The sequence below is a fragment of the Mycobacterium sp. NGS22 genome, from assembly GCF_059813095.1.
In genome coordinates this window covers 98,120-116,334 of the sequence record NZ_JCALDY010000016.1, presented here as the reverse complement: position 1 = coordinate 116,334, position 18,215 = coordinate 98,120, and the positions used below count along the sequence as shown (strand labels likewise).

General features: G+C 67.3%; 17 protein-coding genes and 2 pseudogenes. 5 read left to right on the top strand and 14 right to left on the bottom strand.

Going from position 1 to position 18,215, the window contains the following annotated elements; all coding sequences use genetic code 11:
- Positions 1 to 20: 20 nt before the first annotated feature.
- Together AC5Y47_RS16845 and AC5Y47_RS16840 are read right to left on the bottom strand one after the other, a co-directional pair.
- Positions 21 to 1,211, bottom strand: coding sequence for a PPE family protein (locus AC5Y47_RS16845; protein ID WP_499945255.1), 1,191 nt, complete (start codon positions 1,209 to 1,211; stop codon positions 21 to 23).
- A gap of 715 nt (positions 1,212 to 1,926) precedes the next feature.
- Complete coding sequence (locus AC5Y47_RS16840) at positions 1,927 to 3,306, bottom strand: glycine--tRNA ligase (protein WP_499945254.1); 1,380 nt, start codon at positions 3,304 to 3,306, stop codon at positions 1,927 to 1,929.
- A gap of 220 nt (positions 3,307 to 3,526) precedes the next feature.
- Between AC5Y47_RS16840 and AC5Y47_RS16835 the strand changes: the two genes are divergently transcribed.
- Together AC5Y47_RS16835 and AC5Y47_RS16830 are read left to right on the top strand one after the other, a co-directional pair.
- Positions 3,527 to 3,925 (top strand): ArsR/SmtB family transcription factor, encoded by a 399-nt coding sequence (locus tag AC5Y47_RS16835; RefSeq protein WP_499945253.1) that lies wholly within the window; start codon positions 3,527 to 3,529, stop codon positions 3,923 to 3,925.
- On the top strand, positions 3,922 to 4,317 hold the full coding sequence (locus AC5Y47_RS16830) for a Fur family transcriptional regulator (RefSeq protein ID WP_499945252.1): 396 nt from the start codon (positions 3,922 to 3,924) through the stop codon (positions 4,315 to 4,317). Before AC5Y47_RS16835 ends, AC5Y47_RS16830 begins: the two co-directional genes overlap by 4 nt.
- A gap of 43 nt (positions 4,318 to 4,360) precedes the next feature.
- Here the strand turns inward: AC5Y47_RS16830 and AC5Y47_RS16825 are convergent, their stop codons facing one another.
- From AC5Y47_RS16825 to recO, 3 genes are read right to left on the bottom strand one after another with little or no spacing between them, the layout of a single operon-like run.
- Positions 4,361 to 4,759, bottom strand: a complete 399-nt coding sequence (locus tag AC5Y47_RS16825; protein WP_499945251.1) for a hypothetical protein — start codon at positions 4,757 to 4,759, stop codon at positions 4,361 to 4,363.
- A complete protein-coding gene (locus AC5Y47_RS16820; protein WP_499945249.1) occupies positions 4,759 to 5,661 on the bottom strand; it encodes a decaprenyl diphosphate synthase in 903 nt (300 codons plus the stop codon). Before AC5Y47_RS16820 ends, AC5Y47_RS16825 begins: the two co-directional genes overlap by 1 nt.
- Positions 5,645 to 6,439 carry a DNA repair protein RecO gene (recO, locus tag AC5Y47_RS16815; protein ID WP_499945248.1) on the bottom strand — a complete coding sequence of 265 codons (795 nt, stop codon included), beginning with the start codon at positions 6,437 to 6,439 and terminating at the stop codon, positions 5,645 to 5,647. The genes AC5Y47_RS16820 and recO overlap by 17 nt, the downstream gene beginning before the upstream one ends.
- 194 nt (positions 6,440 to 6,633) lie before the next feature.
- On the opposite strand from recO, the gene AC5Y47_RS16810 reads away from it, so the two are divergent.
- Positions 6,634 to 8,133, top strand: coding sequence for an amidase (locus AC5Y47_RS16810; RefSeq protein WP_499945247.1), 1,500 nt, complete (start codon positions 6,634 to 6,636; stop codon positions 8,131 to 8,133).
- Positions 8,134 to 8,160: 27 nt separating this feature from the next.
- Here the strand turns inward: AC5Y47_RS16810 and AC5Y47_RS16805 are convergent, their stop codons facing one another.
- Positions 8,161 to 9,117, bottom strand: a complete 957-nt coding sequence (locus AC5Y47_RS16805) for a GlxA family transcriptional regulator (protein WP_499945246.1) — start codon at positions 9,115 to 9,117, stop codon at positions 8,161 to 8,163.
- Between the two features lie 76 nt (positions 9,118 to 9,193).
- Here AC5Y47_RS16805 and AC5Y47_RS16800 point away from each other — a divergent pair, with 76 nt between their 5' ends.
- Positions 9,194 to 9,850 (top strand): DJ-1/PfpI family protein, encoded by a 657-nt coding sequence (locus AC5Y47_RS16800; RefSeq protein ID WP_499945245.1) that lies wholly within the window; start codon positions 9,194 to 9,196, stop codon positions 9,848 to 9,850.
- Position 9,851: 1 nt separating this feature from the next.
- On the top strand, positions 9,852 to 10,172 hold the full coding sequence (locus AC5Y47_RS16795) for a hypothetical protein (RefSeq protein WP_499945244.1): 321 nt from the start codon (positions 9,852 to 9,854) through the stop codon (positions 10,170 to 10,172).
- Here AC5Y47_RS16795 and era read toward each other — a convergent pair.
- The 8 genes and pseudogenes from era to hrcA all read right to left on the bottom strand — a co-directional run bounded on the left by era (position 10,169) and on the right by hrcA (position 18,142).
- Positions 10,169 to 11,068: a GTPase Era gene (era, locus tag AC5Y47_RS16790; protein WP_499945243.1), complete on the bottom strand. Its 900-nt coding sequence runs from the start codon at positions 11,066 to 11,068 to the stop codon at positions 10,169 to 10,171. The two genes, AC5Y47_RS16795 and era, sit on opposite strands and share 4 nt — an antisense overlap.
- A 30-nt stretch (positions 11,069 to 11,098) precedes the next feature.
- Positions 11,099 to 12,388 (bottom strand): hemolysin family protein, encoded by a 1,290-nt coding sequence (locus AC5Y47_RS16785; protein ID WP_499945242.1) that lies wholly within the window; start codon positions 12,386 to 12,388, stop codon positions 11,099 to 11,101.
- A complete protein-coding gene (ybeY, locus tag AC5Y47_RS16780) occupies positions 12,385 to 12,918 on the bottom strand; it encodes an rRNA maturation RNase YbeY (protein WP_499945241.1) in 534 nt (177 codons plus the stop codon). Before ybeY ends, AC5Y47_RS16785 begins: the two co-directional genes overlap by 4 nt.
- An 18-nt stretch (positions 12,919 to 12,936) precedes the next feature.
- A pseudogene (locus AC5Y47_RS16775) lies at positions 12,937 to 13,278 on the bottom strand (PhoH family protein); the annotation flags it as partial.
- A gap of 942 nt (positions 13,279 to 14,220) precedes the next feature.
- A pseudogene (locus AC5Y47_RS16770) lies at positions 14,221 to 14,922 on the bottom strand (PhoH family protein); the annotation flags it as partial.
- A 166-nt stretch (positions 14,923 to 15,088) separates the two neighbouring features.
- A complete protein-coding gene (locus AC5Y47_RS16765; RefSeq protein WP_499945240.1) occupies positions 15,089 to 15,874 on the bottom strand; it encodes a 16S rRNA (uracil(1498)-N(3))-methyltransferase in 786 nt (261 codons plus the stop codon).
- A 15-nt stretch (positions 15,875 to 15,889) separates the two neighbouring features.
- On the bottom strand, positions 15,890 to 17,038 hold the full coding sequence (gene dnaJ, locus AC5Y47_RS16760) for a molecular chaperone DnaJ (protein WP_499945239.1): 1,149 nt from the start codon (positions 17,036 to 17,038) through the stop codon (positions 15,890 to 15,892).
- A 72-nt stretch (positions 17,039 to 17,110) separates the two neighbouring features.
- Positions 17,111 to 18,142: a heat-inducible transcriptional repressor HrcA gene (gene hrcA, locus AC5Y47_RS16755; RefSeq protein ID WP_499945238.1), complete on the bottom strand. Its 1,032-nt coding sequence runs from the start codon at positions 18,140 to 18,142 to the stop codon at positions 17,111 to 17,113.
- Between the last annotated feature and the right edge of the window lie 73 nt (positions 18,143 to 18,215).

Sequence of the window (18,215 nt, the reverse complement as noted above, 5' to 3'; positions counted from 1 at the left end):
CCCGCGCCTTTGACGGCCAATTATCCGACGCCGGTGCGCGGGATCACGCTCGGCCGGTTCTGCACCACATGCGGACTCGCGCCACCGCGGCCCATCATGCCGCCAGGCATACCCTGGGCGCCGCCACCCATGCCCATCGGCATCGGCATCATCGGCATGCCGCCACCCGCACCAGCGGCGCCGGCGGCTTGGGCCATCTCCGCGGCGTTGACGCCCAGTCCCGACATCGCCGAGCTGGCCATCGCCTTGGGCACCGAGCCCTGCCAGGTCGGCGGCACCGACATCGCACCCACCAGTCGTGCGTTGCCGAGGCCGGCCGCCATCCCGGCACCCAGACCGGCTCCGCCGCCACCGATGCCCTTCATCGGATTGATGTCACCGGCCAACGCCGGCATGCCGGCCAAGTCCGCCGCGGTGGTGGCACCCGCCAGTCCGGCAGTTCCGGCTCCGGCGGTCTGCCCCAGCTGCATCATCGGACCGATCAACATGCTGGCCGGCATCGCGCCCGCCGAGAACATCGACATCGCCATGTCCACTGGCACCGCGGCAGCCGCCGACTGCGCCCCGGCAACCAGCGCGGGCGCCGCCGCGGTGACACCGGAAGCAACCGGGGCAAGGGCAGCCGTGGCCTGCGTCGCCAGTCCGGCAGCCCCCGCGTTGACGGTTGCGGCCAGTCCGGCCAGGTCGAGCGGCGGCGTAGTGAACGGAATCAAGCTCGCAGCCACCGCCGTCGCACCGGACTGATAACCCAACATCGCGGCCACATCCTGGGCCCACATCTCCACATAATCGAACTCGTTGGCAAAAATCGCCGGAGTATTCAACCCCAAGAAATTCGTCGCGATCAACGTCATCAACGACACCCGATTGGCCTCCACCACCGCCGGATGCACCGTGGCCGTCAACGCCCCCTCAAACGACGACGCCGCCGCACGCGCCTGACCCGCCGCCGACTCAGCCTGCGCCGCCGCAGCCCCCAACCACCCCACATACGGAGTCGCCGCAGCCGCCATCGACGCCGACGCCGGACCCGCCCACGGCCCGCTGGCCAAACCCACAATCACCGCGTTGAACGACTCCGCCGACGCCGCCAAATCAGCGGCCAAACTCTCCCAAGCCGCCGCCGCCACATGCAACGGACCCGACCCAGCCCCAGCGAAAATCCGCGCCGAATTGATCTCCGGCGGCAACCACGCAAAATCCAAGAACATCGCAACCCCAACCCAGCCAGCCGCGCCAACGGCTCCAACTCTTGGTGGCGTCCGTCACACAGGACAGTCCATGCCGCATCGTAAAACAAATCCGACCGAAAGTCTGCGCCTTCACCGACATTCGAGGGAATTGGGCCATCGGTCCGCCCCATCCTGTGCGGGGCCGGACAGCTGTCCAGCGAGATGTCGACGAATTAGACTTTCGAATTGCCGGGCGTCGAATCGGAGTAATCGGCCGCTTTTCTGATTCGTTTGGCGGACGGTTTACGCCACCAGAATATGAGGGCGCGAGACGACACCGTCGCAACCCTCGTTCCGCAGTTCACCCGTGCGGGTCTTCTGCTGCCGCAATGCGCATCCCGAGGATTCTCCCACCACCGCGTCGCGACCGCGACATCACCGAATCCATGGCGGCACCGACGTTTCCGCCCATAGACGACGCCGCGACGACCTGTCTCGTCGCCGGCCGCACCCGACGTCGCCGCGGCAGATAAATTTTCGGCAAATCTGAACTCATCAGCCAACGCCGGTCACGCCTAGCCGGCCCCATGGGCGCAAAAAATGTCTGCCACGAAACGGCTCCGCACGACATTTGAAAAGTCAGTTCGAATGGACTTCGTCTGACGAGATATCCCCGAGCGTGCGGATAAACCGCCGAATTACGCTGAAAAAGGCGAAACAAGATCGGCTTTATCCACTGCGCACGCCCGCGAGATCAGCTGCCCCTCAAGCGCACGGCAAGGTAGTCGGCCACCTTGTCGATCGCGACGCGCTCCTGCGTCATGGCGTCGCGCTCGCGCACCGTGACCGCGTCGTCTTCGAGTGAGTCGAAGTCGATCGTCACGCAATACGGCGTGCCGATCTCGTCCTGGCGACGGTAGCGCCGGCCGATCGCACCGGCGTCGTCGAACTCGATGTTCCAGGACTTGCGCAGCTCGGCGGCAAGGTCGCGGGCCTTCGGGCTCAGATCGGCGTGCCGCGACAGCGGCAACACCGCCGCTTTGACCGGAGCCAATCGCTGATCCAGTCGCAGCACCGTGCGCTTGTCCACCCCGCCCTTGGCGTTGGGCGCCTCGTCCTCGTGGTACGCGTCGACCAGGAAGGCCATGAACGACCGCGTCAGCCCGGCGGCAGGTTCGATCACGTAGGGCACGTAGCGGGTGTCGGTGGCCTGGTCGTAGTAGGACAGTTCGGTTCCGGAATGCTTCGAGTGCGTCGACAAGTCGAAGTCGGTGCGGTTGGCGATGCCTTCCAGCTCGCCCCACGGATTACCGGCGAACCCGAACTTGTACTCGATGTCGGTGGTGCCGTCGGAGTAGTGCGACAGCTTTTCCCTCGGGTGTTCGAACAGCCGCAGGTTCTCCGGGTCGATGCCGAGGTCGATGTACCACTGGCGCCGGGTGTCGATCCAATACTGGTGCCACTCCTTGGCCGTCGAAGGCTCGACGAAGAACTCCATCTCCATCTGTTCGAACTCGCGGGTCCGGAAGATGAAGTTGCCCGGGGTGATCTCGTTGCGGAAACTCTTGCCGATCTGCCCGATACCGAACGGGGGCTTGCGGCGAGCGGTGGTCACCACGTTGGCGAAGTTGACGAAGATCCCTTGCGCGGTCTCCGGACGCAGATAGTGCAGGCCTTCTTCGGTCTCGATGGGCCCGAGGTAGGTCTTGAGCATCATGTTGAACTCGCGCGGCTCGGTCCACCGGCCCGGCTCACCGGTTTCCGGGTCCCGAATGTCGGCCAGCCCGTTGGGCGGCGGGTGCCCGTGTTTGGCCTCGTAGGCCTCGATGAGATGGTCAGCGCGATAACGCTTGTGGGTGATCAGCGATTCGACCAGCGGGTCGTGGAAGACCTCGACGTGACCGGAGGCGACCCATACTTCGCGCGGCAAGATGATCGACGAATCCAGGCCGACGACGTCGTCGCGACCGGTGACCACCGCACGCCACCACTGCCGTTTGATGTTCTCCTTGAGTTCGACCCCCAGCGGGCCGTAGTCCCACGCCGACTTCGTGCCGCCGTAGATTTCGCCGGACGGGAAGACGAAGCCGCGTCGTTTGGCCAGGTTGACCACGGTGTCGATGACAGACGCCACGGGGCGTGCGCTCCCTTCGGAGGATCTGGCAGACGCGGGCAACGGCAAGCGCCGCCCGCAAAACATCAGTCATGGTAGCGACCACCGTCCCGGTCTTTGACATGCATCATCATGCATGTGACAGTGGAGGGCAGTCGCGGGCTGCAGCCGACGGTGGTTCTCCGGCGAGTCTCAAGCTGTTTCGAATGCTCGGTACTTCAAGAGGTGGTGACTCCATACGGTGACGTCGCCCCGGACACATTCCGCTCCTGCCGCCGACGACGACGTGGTCGGTCCGCACGAGCACGGTGCTGACCGGTTCGAGGAACATCCCTCCTATCCGACGCCACCGTCGCGGGACATCCTCGATGCCGCCGGCGAATTGCTGCGCGCCCTGGCCGCCCCGGTGCGGATCGCCATCGTGTTGCAGTTGCGCGAATCTCAGCGCTGCGTCCACGAATTGGTCGACGCGCTGGGTGTTCCGCAACCATTGGTGAGTCAGCATCTGAAGATCCTCAAGGCCGCTGGGGTGGTGTCCGGGGAACGGTCCGGCCGCGAAGTGCTCTACCGGCTGGCCGACCATCACCTGGCGCACATCGTCATCGACGCGGTTGCCCATGCCAGCGAGGACGTGACATGAGCGAAACCGCAGGAAGCGTTCGCTCCACCCGGCAACGGGCGGCCATCTCGACGCTGTTGGAGACGCTGGACGAGTTCCGCTCGGCTCAGGAACTGCACGACGAACTGCGCCGGCGCGGCGAGAACATCGGCCTGACCACCGTTTATCGGACGCTGCAGTCGATGGCGGCCGCAGGCCTGGTCGACTCGCTGCGCACCGACACCGGAGAAGCGGTCTACCGCAGATGCTCGGATCACCATCACCACCACTTGGTGTGCCGCAGCTGCGGCTCGGCCATCGAGGTCGGCGACCACGAGGTCGAGGCCTGGGCGGCCGAAGTGGCCACCAAACACGGCTACTCCGACGTCAGCCACACCATCGAGATCTTCGGCACCTGCTCGGATTGCCGCTGAGCCCTGGCCGCCGAGTGTGCGGCCGGCCGCACACTGGTCGCGCTCAGGCGGTCAGTTCGGCGCGGATGCGGGCACCGCTATCCAGCACCAACAGGATCAACGTGCGCAGTGCGTCGTCGGTGAGCCCGCCGCCGGGAAAGTTGTACCGCAGCAAGACGTCCGCCGTCTTGGCGCTCTTGGACCCCTTCTCGAGCAGAGTCACCGACCCGAAGTTCGAGTCCCGGCCGTGCCTGGCCACCTGGTCGCTGATCTTCTTCGACAGCGGCAGGTCCCAGGCCAATACCTGGGTCAACGACACCAGGTCGAGGTCCTCGGCGATGGTCACCACCCGCAACGACGCGAACGTGCCGTTGTGCCGTACGGTCAGCGCCCCGTCGGATTCCGCGTCGACGGCCAGCACCTCTCCGAGCATCGCCATGAGTCGCTCTTGCAGTGCCGGCACTAGGCGCTCCCGAACCGGCGGTTGCGCGAGGCGTATTCCTCGCAGGCCGCCCACAGATCGCGACGGTCGTAGTCGGGCCAGAGCTTGTCCTGAAAGATGAATTCGGCGTAGGCCGCCTGCCACAGCATGAAGTTGCTGGACCGTTGCTCCCCCGAGGTGCGCAGGAACAGGTCGACGTCGGGGATGTCAGGACGCTGCATGTACCGCGCGACGGTGGATTCGGTGATGCGATCGGGGTTGAGTCTGCCGGCCGCGGCCTGCTCGGCGATCCGTCTGGTGGCTTCGGCGATCTCGGCGCGGCCACCGTAGTTGACGCAGTAGTTGATGGTGATGACGTCGTTGTTCTTCGTCACTTCCTCGGCGATCGCGAGTTCGTTGATCACGCTGCGCCACAGGCGCGGCCGGGAACCCACCCAGCGAATTCGCACGCCCATCTCGTTGAGGATCTCCCGGCGACGTCGTACCACGTCGCGGTTGAAGCCCATGAGAAAGCGGACCTCCTCGGGCGAACGCTTCCAGTTCTCCGTGGAGAACGCGTAGAGACTGAGCCATTTGATACCGAGTTCGACTGCGCCGCAAGCGATGTCGATCACCACCGCTTCGCCCATCTTGTGGCCCTCGGTACGACTCAAGCCACGCTGGGTAGCCCAGCGGCCGTTGCCGTCCATCACGATGGCGACGTGGTTGGGCAGCTGGTCGGCCGGGATCCGGGGTGCAACCGCCTTCGACGTGTGTTGCGGCGGACGACGCGGTCCCCCGTCGGGCGACGGCGGCAACTGCGGGAAGACGACCGGCCACGTCGAGGTGTCGGGAAAGGTCGGGTAATCCTCGGGCGCCGGGGGCAGTTGCGGAAAGTCGGCGAACTTCAGCTTTCGCTCGGCCCTGTTAGCCACACTCGACATCCTGCCCGATCGGTTCGGGGCGACGGTCGGCGATGGTGCGATTGACGGAGACCCGCTCCACCAGCGGCAGCGTCTTGAGCTGGCGCTCCAAGTGCCATTGCAGGTGCGCGGCTACCAGTCCGCTGACGTAGCTGCGGTGTGCTTGCGGCGCGGCCTCGGCACTCTCCCAATCACCGTCGTGCAGGGCGGACATGAGGTCCACCACGCCCAGCGGCGGAGTGGTCGCGCCGGCCGGACGGCAGTGCGTGCAGACGCTGCCTCCGGCTGCGATGTGAAACGCCCGATGCGGACCCGGGGTGGCGCAGCGGGCGCATTCGGTCAGCGCCGGCGCCCATCCGGCAGTAGCCATGGCGCGTAACAGGTAGGCGTCCAGCAGCAGATCCCGGGACCGGCGCCCATCCGCCACCGCCCGGAGCGCGCTGACGGTGAGTCGGTGCAGCGCCGGGGCGGGCGCCCGTTCTTCCCCGGCGAGACGTTCGGCGGTTTCCAGCATCGCGCAAGCGCAGGTGTAGCGGCCGTAGTCGCTGACGATGTCGGTGGCGAACGCGTCGATCGAAACGACCTGGGTGACAATGTCGAGGTTGCGGCCCGGGTGCAGTTGCGCGTCGATGTGCGCGAACGGTTCCAACCGGGCACCGAATTTGCTGCGGGTGCGGCGCACGCCCTTGGCCACCGCCCGAACCAACCCGTGATCGCGGGTCAGCAAGGTGACGATCCGGTCGGCTTCGCCGAGCTTGTGCTGACGCAGCACAACAGCCCGGTCTCGATACAGCCGCATCCCGCTGATCTTAGTGGCGACCCGCTGCGCCCGGCTCCGCCGCGCTGGCGATCGCCACGAACCTTTTAGTGGCGACCCGTCCCCCGCAAGCGGGAGGTGCCCCCAGCGCCCGGCTCCGCCGCGCTGGCGATCGCCACGTAGTTTTGCACCCCACCGCGACATTGCGGGTATCCGCGCCGATAGTCTCGTACCCCGTGGTTGGCGCTTCCGAGTCCGGTTCCGGGGCCGTGTCCGGCTCCGGCTACCAGCGCTTGCCCACGTTAACCGACCTGTTGTACCAGCTGGCCACCCGCAAGGTCACCGCCGCCGAACTGGCCCGCCGATCGCTGCATGCCATCGATGTGAGCCAGTCCACATTGAACGCGTTCCGGGTCGTGCTGACCGAGTCGGCGCTGGCCGACGCCGCTGCCGCCGACCGGCGCCGCGCTGCCGGTGACACGGCGCCGCTGCTGGGCATCCCGATCGCGATCAAAGACGACGTCGACGTTGCTGGCGTGCCGACCCGCTACGGCACCGACGGGTATGTCCGGCCGGCGACCCAGGACAGCGAGGTGGTCCGCCGGCTCAAGGCGGCCGGTGCGGTGATCGTCGGCAAGACCAACACTTGCGAACTGGGCCAGTGGCCGTTCACCAGCGGGCCCGGGTTCGGGCACACCCGAAATCCCTGGGCTCGCCGGCACACCCCGGGCGGGTCGTCGGGCGGCAGCGCCGCCGCGGTGGCCGCGGGCCTGGTGACCGCCGCGATCGGTTCCGACGGCGCGGGCAGTGTCCGCATCCCGGCGGCCTGGACGCATCTGGTGGGCATCAAGCCCCAACGTGGCCGCATCTCCACCTGGCCGGAGCCGGAATCGTTCAACGGCATCACCGTCAACGGCGTGCTGGCGCGGACGGTGGCCGACGCCGCGCTGGTGCTGGACGCGGCGTCCGGCAACGTCGAGGGCGATCTGCACAAGCCCGAACCGTTGACCGCCTCCGACTACGTCGGCATCGCCCCCGGCGAACTCAAGGTCGCCTTGTCGACCGGGTTTCCGTACACGTTCTTCCGGGCCAAGCTGCATCCGGAGATCCTGGCCGCCACTTTGAAGGTCGGCGAGCAGCTCGAACTGCTCGGTCACAAGGTGGTCAAGGGAAACCCCGACTATGGGCTGCGGTTGTCGTGGGACTTTCTGGCCCGGTCCACCTCCGCGCTGTGGGAGTGGCAGGAGCGCCTCGGCGACGGTATCGAGTGGGATCCCCGCACGCTGTCCAACATGCGCACCGGCCACATGCTCTCGCAGGCGACCCTGCGCAGCGCGCGCCGTCACGAGATCGCCGACCAACGCCGGGTCGGATCGATCTTCAACATCGTCGACGTGGTGCTGGCGCCGACCACTGCCCAGCCGCCACCGCAGGCGCGCGCCTTCGACCGGTTGAGCGGCCTGGCCACCGACCGCGCCATCATCGCCGCGTGCCCGTACACGTGGCCGTGGAACGTACTCGGGTGGCCGTCCATCAACGTGCCGGCCGGTTTCACCTCCGACGGGTTGCCGATCGGGGTGCAGCTGATGGGGCCGGCCAACAGTGAAGGCATGCTGATCTCGTTGGCCGCCGAATTGGAGGCGGTCAGCGGCTGGGCGTCCAAACAGCCCGAAGTGTGGTGGAACACCGGCAACAACACGCCACCCATGCACGGTGTGCCGCCGCCTCGACGTTGAAAACTGGTATGACGCATCGGGTTTGACTCACGCCTGAGCGTTATCTGCAGTTTGGCGAAAGGTGTTGCGATAGCTCTGCGGTGTCACTCCCGTGAGTCGGCGGAACTGCTCACGGAAGTTGGTCGTCGACGCGAAACCGACTCGGCGCGAGATGGTTTCGATTCCGTCGTCGGTGGCCTCGAGTAGTTCCTGGGCGTGCCGGATGCGCACCCCGTTGACCCATTGCAATGGCGTCTGTCCGGTCTCTCGCTTGAATCCGCGGTTCAACGTCCGCACGCTGGTGGATGCCTGGCGTGCGATGTCGGCAAGGGTCAGCGGCAGGTGCGCGCTGGTTTCGATCCAGGCCAGTACCGCGTCCAGTTCGGTGTTGACCACACGACGGTTGCGGACGATGAATTGGGCCTGGCCCCCGCTGCGGTGCAGTGGGGCCACAGCCAGGCGTGCGGCGTCGGCGGCCACCGCCGAACCGTAGTCTCGGGCGACCATGTGCAGGCACAAGTCCAATCCGGCTGACGCTCCGGCGGAGGTCAGGATCTGGCCCTCGTCGACGTAGAGCGCATCGGGATCGAGCCGCACGGCCGGATACCTGGCGGCAAAGATTTCCGCCGCGACCCAATGGGTGGTCGCACGCTTGCCGTCGAGCACCCCGGTGGCGGCCAGGGTGAACGCGCCGGTGCATATCGACGCTATCCGAATTCCTTTGTCGTGGGCCGCCTTTAGTGCCACCACCACATCGTCCCGCACGGGTGTGGTCACGTCGTTGCGTCCCGGCACGATGATGGTGTCGGCATCGCAAAGCTCGTCCAGCCCGAAATCGGTGGTGATGCCGACGGGTCCGGCGCAGACCACGGGCGCACATCCGCACACCCGGACGCGGTAGCCCGGCGTGTCGTCGGCCAGTCGGACGCGGCCGAACGTCTCGATCGCGATGGCCATATCGAACGCGATGACATCTGGCTCAGCCAAGACCGCCACTTTGTGCATGGCTTGGCAATATACCGATGCAGGATGGCAATCAGGCCACTGGTGAGAAGTGACGGCGCCGCCCACGATGAGTGGCATGCATGCGCAACTAGTGCTCTACGACGGGTTCGACCCGCTCGATGTGATCGCGCCGTTCGAAGTGCTCGCTGCCGGAAGCGAATTCGTGGGAGGCGAGTTGGAGGTGTCACTGGTGTCGGCGGAGGGCGCCCGCGACGTGACCAGTGGGACCCGCGGCCTGACGCTGGCGGCGACGGCCGCGCTCGATCCGACCCGCAGCGGCTGCGTGCTGCTGCCCGGGGCGAGCGGACCGGTCGGCGGCGACCCCGACGACGGCGTCGAAACCATACCGGTGTTGCTGGCCCGGGCGGCGCAGACGAAGCTGACTCCGTTGCTGGAGCAGGCATTCGGCAATCCGGAGATCACCGTGACGGCGGTGTGCGGTGGTTCGGTGATCCTGGCGATGGCGGGTCTGATCGAGGGGCGCCACGCAGTCACCCATCACCTGGGGCTGGGCCTGCTGGACGCCGCTGGGGTAAACGCGGTGCCCGCCCGGGTGGTCGACGACGGCGACCTGGTCACCGCGGGCGGGGTGACGTCCGGGTTGGACCTGGCGCTGCACCTGCTGGACCGGTGGTACGGCCCCCGCGTCGCGCACGCCGTCGAGCAGCTCTTCGAATACGAACGCCGGGGCGTGGTGTGGCGCAACGCCGGCCGGGAACCGGTGGAGGTGTGAGTTGAGATCTGGATCGAGCTTTGCAGGCGACTGGGACGTGCGGATCAAGACCCCGATCGGCACTCTCGCGGTGCAATATCTCTTCACCCAAGGACCGGATGGCTGGTCCGGCACCGCCACCTACCAGGACGAAACGGTTGACCTACAAGGCGTTTCGAGTAGCCCGGCATCCGGCGGGACACGGGTGACCTGGCGGCAGTCGGTGCGCAAGCCGATGCGGCTCAACCTCGATTTCGACGTCGTGTTCGACGGCGACGTGATGAGTGGACATTCCCGCGCCGGCCGGTTGCCGCGCTCGGCGGTGAACGGCACACGCCGTTAGAAGCCAAGCCGGCCAAGCTGTTTGGGGTCACGCTGCCAATTCTTGGCGACCTTTACCCGCAGGTCCAGGTACACCTTTGTGCCGAGCAGCTTTTCGATCTGGGTGCGGGCGGCAGTACCGACCTCCCGCAGCCTGGCACCGCCCTTGCCGATGACGATGCCCTTCTGGCTGTCCCGCTCGACGTAGAGCACGGCGTGCACGTCGATCAGATCGTCGCGATCATCCCGCGGTTCGACCTCCTCGATCACCACGGCCAGCGAGTGCGGCAGCTCGTCGCGGACACCCTCCAGGGCCGCCTCCCGGATGAGCTCGGCCATCAGCACCTCTTCGGGCTCGTCGGTGAGCTCACCGTCTGGGTAATAGGCCGGGCCGGGGGGCAGCGCGGCGGCCAGCACCTCGATCAACACGTCGACCTGCGCCCCGGAAACGGCTGACACCGGGACGATTTCAGCGGCGTTCGGGACGAGTTCACTGACCGCGACCAGCTGTGCGGCCACCCGGTCCCTGGGCACTTTGTCGGTCTTGGTGACGATGGCCATCAACGTCGTCTTCGGCGCGACCGAGCGGATCTGTTCGACGATCCAGCGGTCGCCGGGACCGATCGTCTCGTCGGCCGGGATGCACAACCCGATGACGTCGACCTCGGAGTAGGTGTCGCGGACCAGGTCGTTGAGGCGCTTGCCCAGCAAGGTCCGCGGCCGGTGCAGGCCCGGGGTGTCGACCAGGATGATCTGGAAGTCCTCGCGGTGCACGATCCCGCGGATGGTGTGCCGGGTGGTCTGCGGGCGCATCGAGGTGATCGCCACCTTCGCGCCGACCAGCGCATTGGTCAGCGTCGATTTTCCCGTGTTGGGGCGGCCCACCAGACATACGAAGCCGGAACGGAACTCGCTCACGGCGTCGTGGCGACGTCGGCACTGAGCCGGTCACTCATCGTCGTCCCCCTCCTCCTCGACCGGGCTCAACAGCACGGTGCCGATCCGGACCCGTCCCCGATGATCGCGGCCGCCTTCGGCGTGCATCCGCAGGCCGTGCGAGACCACTTCGGCGCCCGGCAGCGGAACACGGCCCAATTCAAGGGCCAGCAGACCGCCGACGGTGTCGACGTCGAGATCGTCGTCGAACTCGACCCCGTACAACTCACCCACGTCCTCGATGGGCAGCCGGGCCGACACCCGGAAACGGTTGTCCCCCAACTCCTCCACCGGGGCCGTCTCAGCTTCGTCGTACTCGTCGGCGATCTCACCGACGATCTCCTCCAGCACGTCCTCGATGCTGACCAGCCCGGCAATGGCACCGTACTCGTCGACCAGCAACGCCATGTGGTTGCGGTCGCGCTGCATCTCGCGCAGCAGCGCGTCCAGCGGCTTGGAGTCGGGCACGAAGACCGCCGGGCGCATCACCTGTGCCGCGGTGGTCTCGTGTCCGCGATCGGAGGCGAAGAACCGCTGTCGCACAAGGTCTTTCAGGTACACCACGCCGAGTACGTCGTCGACGTTCTCGCCGATCACCGGGATGCGGGAATGCCCGCTGCGCACCGCCAAAGCGATCGCCTGCCCTGCTGACTTCTCACCCTCGATCCACACCATCTCGGTGCGCGGCACCATCACCTCACGCGCGGGGGTGTCACCCAGCTCGAAAACCGACTCGATCATGCGGCGTTCGTCGGCGGCGACCACACCACGCTGCTGGGCCAGGTCGACGACTTCGCGCAGCTCGATCTCGGAGGCGAACGGGCCGTTGCGGAAGCCCCGGCCGGGGGTGAGCGCATTGCCCAGCAACACCAGCACCCGGCTCACCGGCATCAGCAGCCACGACATCACCTGCAGCGGAAGGGCGGTCGCCAACGCGATCGAGTAGGCGTGTTGGCGGCCGAGCGTACGTGGACCGACACCGATGACGACGAAGCTGGTGACCACCATCACGGCCGCGGCGTAGAGCAAGCCCCACTTCTGGCTCACGCTGTCCCGGAAATAGACCACCAGTAACGCGGTCGCGAAGATCTCGCAGACGATGCGCAGCAACACCACCAGGTTGATGTAACGCGGCCGGTCGGTGATGACCTTGAGCAACGATCTCGCACCCGGCCGCTCGTCGCGCACCAGTTCCTGGCTGCGGGCCAGCGACACCGTGCTGACCGCGGCGTCGAGCATCGCGAATAGCCCGCCCAGACCGATCAACACGACCGCACCGAGCAGTTGCGAGATGCTGCTCAATTCTCGAAATACCTTGACTTGTCTAGCAACCGGCGGTCTCGCTCCTGTTGCCGGTCCTGCTGGTAGGCCTGCACCTGCTCGGCCACCCACTCCTCCAGCAACCGGTCCTGCAGGGCGAACATCTCACGCTCCTCGTCCGGCTCGCCGTGGTCGTAGCCGAGCAGGTGCAGCACGCCGTGGATGGTCAGCAGCGCCAGTTCATGACCGAGGGTGTGACCCGCCGCAGCGGCCTGCACGGCGGCGAACTCCGGGCACAGCACGATGTCGCCGAGCATGGCCGGCCCGGGATCGGGGGCATCCGGGCGGCCGCCGGGTTCGAGCTCGTCCATCGGAAAGCTCATCACGTCGGTGGGTCCGGGCAGGTCCATCCAGCGCATGTGCAGGTCGGCCATCGCCGCGGTGTCCAGCAACACCATCGACAGTTCGGCGGCCGGGTTCACGTCCATCTGGGTGATGACGAACCGCGCGACGCTGACCAACTCGACTTCGGAGACGTCGATCCCCGACTCGTTGGAGACTTCGATGCTCATGAGACTTTCACGCCCTCATCATCGGCGATGACGGCTGCCGGATGCCCGCCGAGCCGCCCGGTTCATCCCGGATTCGGGGTCCTCGTAGCGCGCGTAGGCGTCGACGATCTCTCCGACCAGCCGGTGCCGGACCACGTCCTGGCTGGTCAGCTCGGCGATATGGATGTCGTCGATGTCCTCCAGAATGTCGACCGCCGCCCGCAGACCCGAGCGCGCGCCGCCGGGCAGGTCGACCTGAGTGGCGTCACCGGTGACGACGACCTTGGACCCGAAACCCAGCCGGGTGAGGAACATCTTCATCTGCTCGGCGGTGGTGTTCTGCGCCTCGTCGAGGACGATGAACGCGTCGTTGAGGGTGTTGTGGGTGAGCAGAAAGTCCTCGGTCACGTACAGCGAATCTGCGGCCGCGACCCGGATGCACACCGCTTCTTCGGTGCCGGCTGGGTCGATGCTGTCGACGAGCCGCATCGGGCGGGCGCCCCCGGTCCCGTTGTATTTCTCGGCGTTGCGTGACAGCCGGGAAGGCACGACGCCCTCGGGCAGGCGGATGTCGAGGATGTGCGCGCCGGCGCGGTGCTGCCGCCCCTTCGGCCCGGCGCTTTCGGCCGGCTTGCCGCGTTGGTAGACGACGCCGCCCAGCGACTGGACAACGAAAGTTACGTCGTCGCGCAGTCGATCAGACGGGGTAGTGAACTGAACACGGCACCATCGTCCGCCGTGGGTGACCGAGCCGCCGTCGGAGTCGAGCAGACCCTGCAGGACGGCCAACCGCGCGCCGGCCGAATTGAACAGGTAGTCCTGCGGGATGAACTTGGTGTCCGAGCGCGTCCCTGCGAGACCGAGCCGACCCCACGCGTTGGCCAACTCCGGATCCGCTGCCGAAAACGAGGGCGCCGTCGCACCGGTGAGACATCCGTCGCCGAGCAACAATCCGAGCGCGTACGGATCCAGCGGCACCGGACGAGCGTCGAAATCCACCGGCGCGCTCAATAGCGGCAACTCGTAGCGGTGGGAGTGCCCGGCGCGCAGATTGCCGATCATCTCCTTGGTCTGCAGCACCCGCGCGGGCTTGCCGCGCCGACGGTCGCTGCGGGTGTAAACCGACCAGAGGTGATCCCCCGAGGCCAGTGTGGAGGAGCCGTCCTGCGCCGATACCCGATAAATCTCTTTGAAGCCTTGCGGATAGACGCCGAGAACCTCCGTCGGCCGCCCGTCCGACCCGATGACGAAGTCCCCCACCTCCAACTCGCCGATGGGCCGAAACCCGTTCGGCGTCAACACTTTTGTGAAGACCGGCTGGGCGCGCCCGCGCATATACGCCAGCGGCGCCACCTCGATCACCCCGGCCGACATGAGCTTCGGGATCAGCTCGGGATCCATCATGTCGTAGAGCGCGTCGTACAGCGGGCGCAGATACGGGTCGATCTTCTCGCTGAGTGTGCCCGGCAGAAACCCAAGGCGCTCACCGGCTTCCACGGCGGGCCGGGTCAGGATGATGCGGGTGACCTGTTTGGTCTGCAGCGCGTGCACGGCTTTGGCCATGGCCAGGTAGGTCTTTCCGGTGCCGGCCGGGCCGATGCCGAAGACGATGGTGTTGTTGTCGATCGCGTCGACGTAATGCTTCTGGTTGAGCGTCTTGGGCCGGATCGTCTTGCCGCGCCGGGACAGGATGTCCAAGGTCAGGACCTCCGCCGGTGATTCGTTGCCGGTGCCGACCAGCATGGCCACACTGTGCCGCACCACCTCCGGCGTCAGCGCCTGCCCGCGACCCACGATCGCCACCAACTCCGACACCGCACGTTCGGCCAGCGCGACGTCGGCGGGCTCACCGGAGAAGCTGACGGTGTTGCCGCGGACATGCAGCTTGGCGCTCAGCGCGCGTTCCAGGGCGCGCAAATTCTCGTCGGCCGAGCCGAGCAGGCCCATGACGAGGTCGGGCGGAACGTCAATGCTGCTGCGCACTTGCACGTCGCTGGCAGCAGCGCGGGTCTCGCGGGGCGTCACGTGGTTTCCGTTGCCTGCTTTCCTGGCGTGTTGAATCAAACGGCATCAGTCTACCGCCGGTCGCTGACCACAACTCAGCGATTTGATGCCGGCCAGCAGGATTGCCAGCCCGCGCTCGAAATAGGCCTCCCGCTGCTGGCATCGCGAGTGGGATTCTGACGACGCCTCACCGGCGTGTCGTGTCGTCCGATTCACAGTCGGCGGAGGCGTCCCAGCGGGTGGTGAGCACCCCCAGCGCGCCCAGCGCCACCGCCGCGGCGGTCGACGTGCGTAGCACGGTCGGGCCGAGCCGGACCGCCACGGCGCCGGCGTCGACCAGCGCGGTGATCTCCTCCGGAGCGATACCGCCTTCGGGACCCACCACCAGCAGCGCCGAATTCGACTGCCGCAGTGCGATATCCGTCAGCCGCCGGGTCGCCGACTCGTGCAACGCCAGCACCGTGGCACCGTCGGCCAGTTCGTCGCGGACCCGCGCGGTCAAGGCCTTGGTGGACAGCACGCCGTCCACCGGCGGGATGTAGGCACGCCGGGACTGCCGTGCGGCCGCGCGGGCCACCGCCCGCCACCGGCGCAGGCCCTTGTCGACGCGCGCGCCTTCCCAGTTGGCGACGCACCGCGCCGCCTGCCACGCAAGGAACGCGTCGGCGCCGGCCTCGGTGGCCAGCTCGACGGCGAGTTCGGAGCGCTCGGATTTCGGCAACGCCTGGACGACCGTCACTGCGGGTGACGGGGCTGCGACCGTCCAGCGTTCCTGGACGCGCGCCCCGAGGCCGTCACGTCCGGCGTGCTCGACCCGGCAGCGGGCCAGTCCGCCGGCGCCGTCGCCGAGTACCAGTTCCTCGCCGGGCCGGATGCGCCGGACGGTGGCGGCGTGGAATCCTTCGTCACCGGTGACGAAGGCCATCGCCTCCGGTTCGGGCAACGCGTCGACGTAGAACAGCGTGGCCACCATGGGGAGCGTGAAAGACTAACGCCCGGTGAAGGTTTCGCGCAGGCGACTGAACAGGCCGCCGCCGCCGGAGTGCGTCGAGCGGACTTCCGCCACGTCGCGGCCACGGCGGTTCTTCAGCTCTCGCAACAGATCGGTGTCGTGGTTGTCCAGTCGGGTGGGGACCACGACCTCGATGTGGACGTGCAGGTCGCCGCGCGCGCTGGAGCGCAGGTGTGGCATCCCTCTCCCGCGCAGCGTGATCGTCGCGCCCGGCTGGGTGCCCGGCGGGACGACGATCTCGCTGGCGCCGTCCAGAATGGCATCCAAGGTGACCGTGACGCCCAGCGCCGCGTCGACCATGGGAACCGACACCGTGCAGTGCAGATCCTCACCCTGCCGGACGAAGATGTCGTGGGCCTGTTCGTGGACCTCCACATACAGATCACCCGCGGGCCCCCCGCCGGGACCGACCTCACCTTGCGCGGCGAGCCGGACCCGCATGCCCTCGGCGACCCCGGCCGGGATCTTGACGGTGATGTCCCGGCGCGCGCGTACCCGTCCGTCGCCCATGCACTGGTAGCAGGGGTCGGGGATGGTGACGCCCACGCCGCGGCAGGTCGGACAGGGACGCGAGGTCAGCATCTGCCCCAGCAGCGAACGCTGCACGCTCTGCACCTCGCCGCGGCCGGCGCAGGTGTCACACGGCACGGGCGCCGAATCGCCGTTGGTGCCCTTGCCCTGGCAGCGGTCGCACAGCACGGCGGTGTCGACGGTGACCTGTTTGGTGACGCCGGTGGCGCACTCCTCGAGGTCCAGGCGCATCCGCAGCAGCGAGTCCGATCCCGGACGGACCCGGCCGATCGGACCGCGGGAACCTCCGCCTCCGCCGAAGCCACTGCCCCCGAAGAACGCTTCGAACACGTCGCCCAGGCCACCGAAACCGGCGAAGCCGTTGCCGGCGCCCGCGCTTTCCAGTGGGTCTCCGCCGAGGTCGACGATCCGGCGCTTCTCCGGGTCGCTCAGCACCTCGTAGGCGGCGCTGATCTCCTGGAACTTCGCCTGCGCCGCCTGGTCGGGGTTGACGTCGGGATGCAGCTCGCGCGCCAGCTTGCGGTAGGCGCGCTTGATGTCCGCATCGCTGGCGCCCTTGCTGACTCCGAGCAACCCGTAGTAATCGCGTGCCACGTTTGACCTCTCCTATGCGGGACTAGACCGCCACGGCGGCGGCTGTCCTCGAAACCTGTTGGGGGTGCGCGATCATCGAGCACCCAGCACTTCGCCGATATACATGGCAACCGCAGCCACGCTGGCCATAGTTCCCGGATAGTCCATCCGGGTGGGCCCCAGCACCCCCATGCCGCCGTAGACGGTGTCGTGACTGCCGTAGAGAGTGGACACCATCGAGGTGCCGGCCATCTCCTGGGCTTCCGTCTCGTGACCGATGCGCACCGTCACCTTGCCGGCTTCCTGCTGCGCCGCCAACAGCCGCAACACCACGACCTGTTCCTCGAGGGCTTCCAGGATGGACCGCAGCGATCCGCCGAAGTCGGCGGAGTTGCGGGTCAGGTTGGCGGTACCGCCCAACAGCAGCCGCTCCTCGGTGTGTTCGACCAGCGATTCCAGCAACACCGTCGCCGAGCGTCCGACCGCGTCGCCCAGGCCGTCTCCGCCGTGCAGCCGGCCGGCCAGGTCGGCCACCGCGATCGAGGCGGCGGCGAGCCGCTTACCGATCAGCGCTTGCCCGAGCATCTCCCGCAGTTGGGAGAGCTGATGGTCGTCGATGACGTCACCGAGTTCGACGATGCGCTGGTCCACCCGCCCGGAATCGGTGATGACCACCATCAGCAACCGGGCCGGGGTCAGCGCGATCACTTCCAGGTGCCGGACGGTCGACGTCGACAGTGTCGGGTACTGCACCACGGCCACCTGCCGGGTGAGCTGGGCCAACAGGCGCACCGCGCGGCGCAGCACGTCGTCGAGGTCGACACCGGATTCCAGAAAGCTCTGGATGGCGCGGCGCTCGGCCGAGGACAGCGGCTTGACGTCGTCGAGGCGGTCGACGAACTCGCGGTATCCCTTCTCCGTGGGCACCCGCCCGGAGCTGGTGTGCGGCTGGGTGATGTAACCCTCGGCCTCCAGCACCGCCATGTCGTTGCGGACGGTCGCGCTGGAGACACCGAGGTTGTGCCGCTCCACCAGGGATTTCGAGCCGATCGGTTCGTGAGTGGCGACGAAGTCGGCGACGATGGCGTGCAACACCTGAAAGCGACGCTCGTCCGCGCTTCCCATCGACCGTTCACCTCCTAGAACGCGACCTGGGGACTCCCCGACCGCGTTTATTTTACGGTCTCAGCAGCGCTCA

Bases quoted from the DNA above. Each gene is read 5' to 3' on its own strand.
- AC5Y47_RS16820 (WP_499945249.1), bottom strand. From the start codon at position 5,661: ATGTCGAGTGTGGCTAACAGGGCCGAGCGAAAGCTGAAGTTCGCCGAC.
- AC5Y47_RS16830 (WP_499945252.1), top strand. From the start codon at position 3,922: ATGAGCGAAACCGCAGGAAGCGTTCGCTCCACCCGGCAACGGGCGGCC.
- hrcA (WP_499945238.1), bottom strand. From the start codon at position 18,142: ATGGGAAGCGCGGACGAGCGTCGCTTTCAGGTGTTGCACGCCATCGTC.
- AC5Y47_RS16805 (WP_499945246.1), bottom strand. From the start codon at position 9,117: ATGCACAAAGTGGCGGTCTTGGCTGAGCCAGATGTCATCGCGTTCGAT.
- recO (WP_499945248.1), bottom strand. From the start codon at position 6,439: ATGCGGCTGTATCGAGACCGGGCTGTTGTGCTGCGTCAGCACAAGCTC.
- ybeY (WP_499945241.1), bottom strand. From the start codon at position 12,918: ATGAGCATCGAAGTCTCCAACGAGTCGGGGATCGACGTCTCCGAAGTC.
- AC5Y47_RS16765 (WP_499945240.1), bottom strand. From the start codon at position 15,874: ATGGTGGCCACGCTGTTCTACGTCGACGCGTTGCCCGAACCGGAGGCG.
- AC5Y47_RS16800 (WP_499945245.1), top strand. From the start codon at position 9,194: ATGCATGCGCAACTAGTGCTCTACGACGGGTTCGACCCGCTCGATGTG.
- AC5Y47_RS16845 (WP_499945255.1), bottom strand. From the start codon at position 1,211: ATGTTCTTGGATTTTGCGTGGTTGCCGCCGGAGATCAATTCGGCGCGG.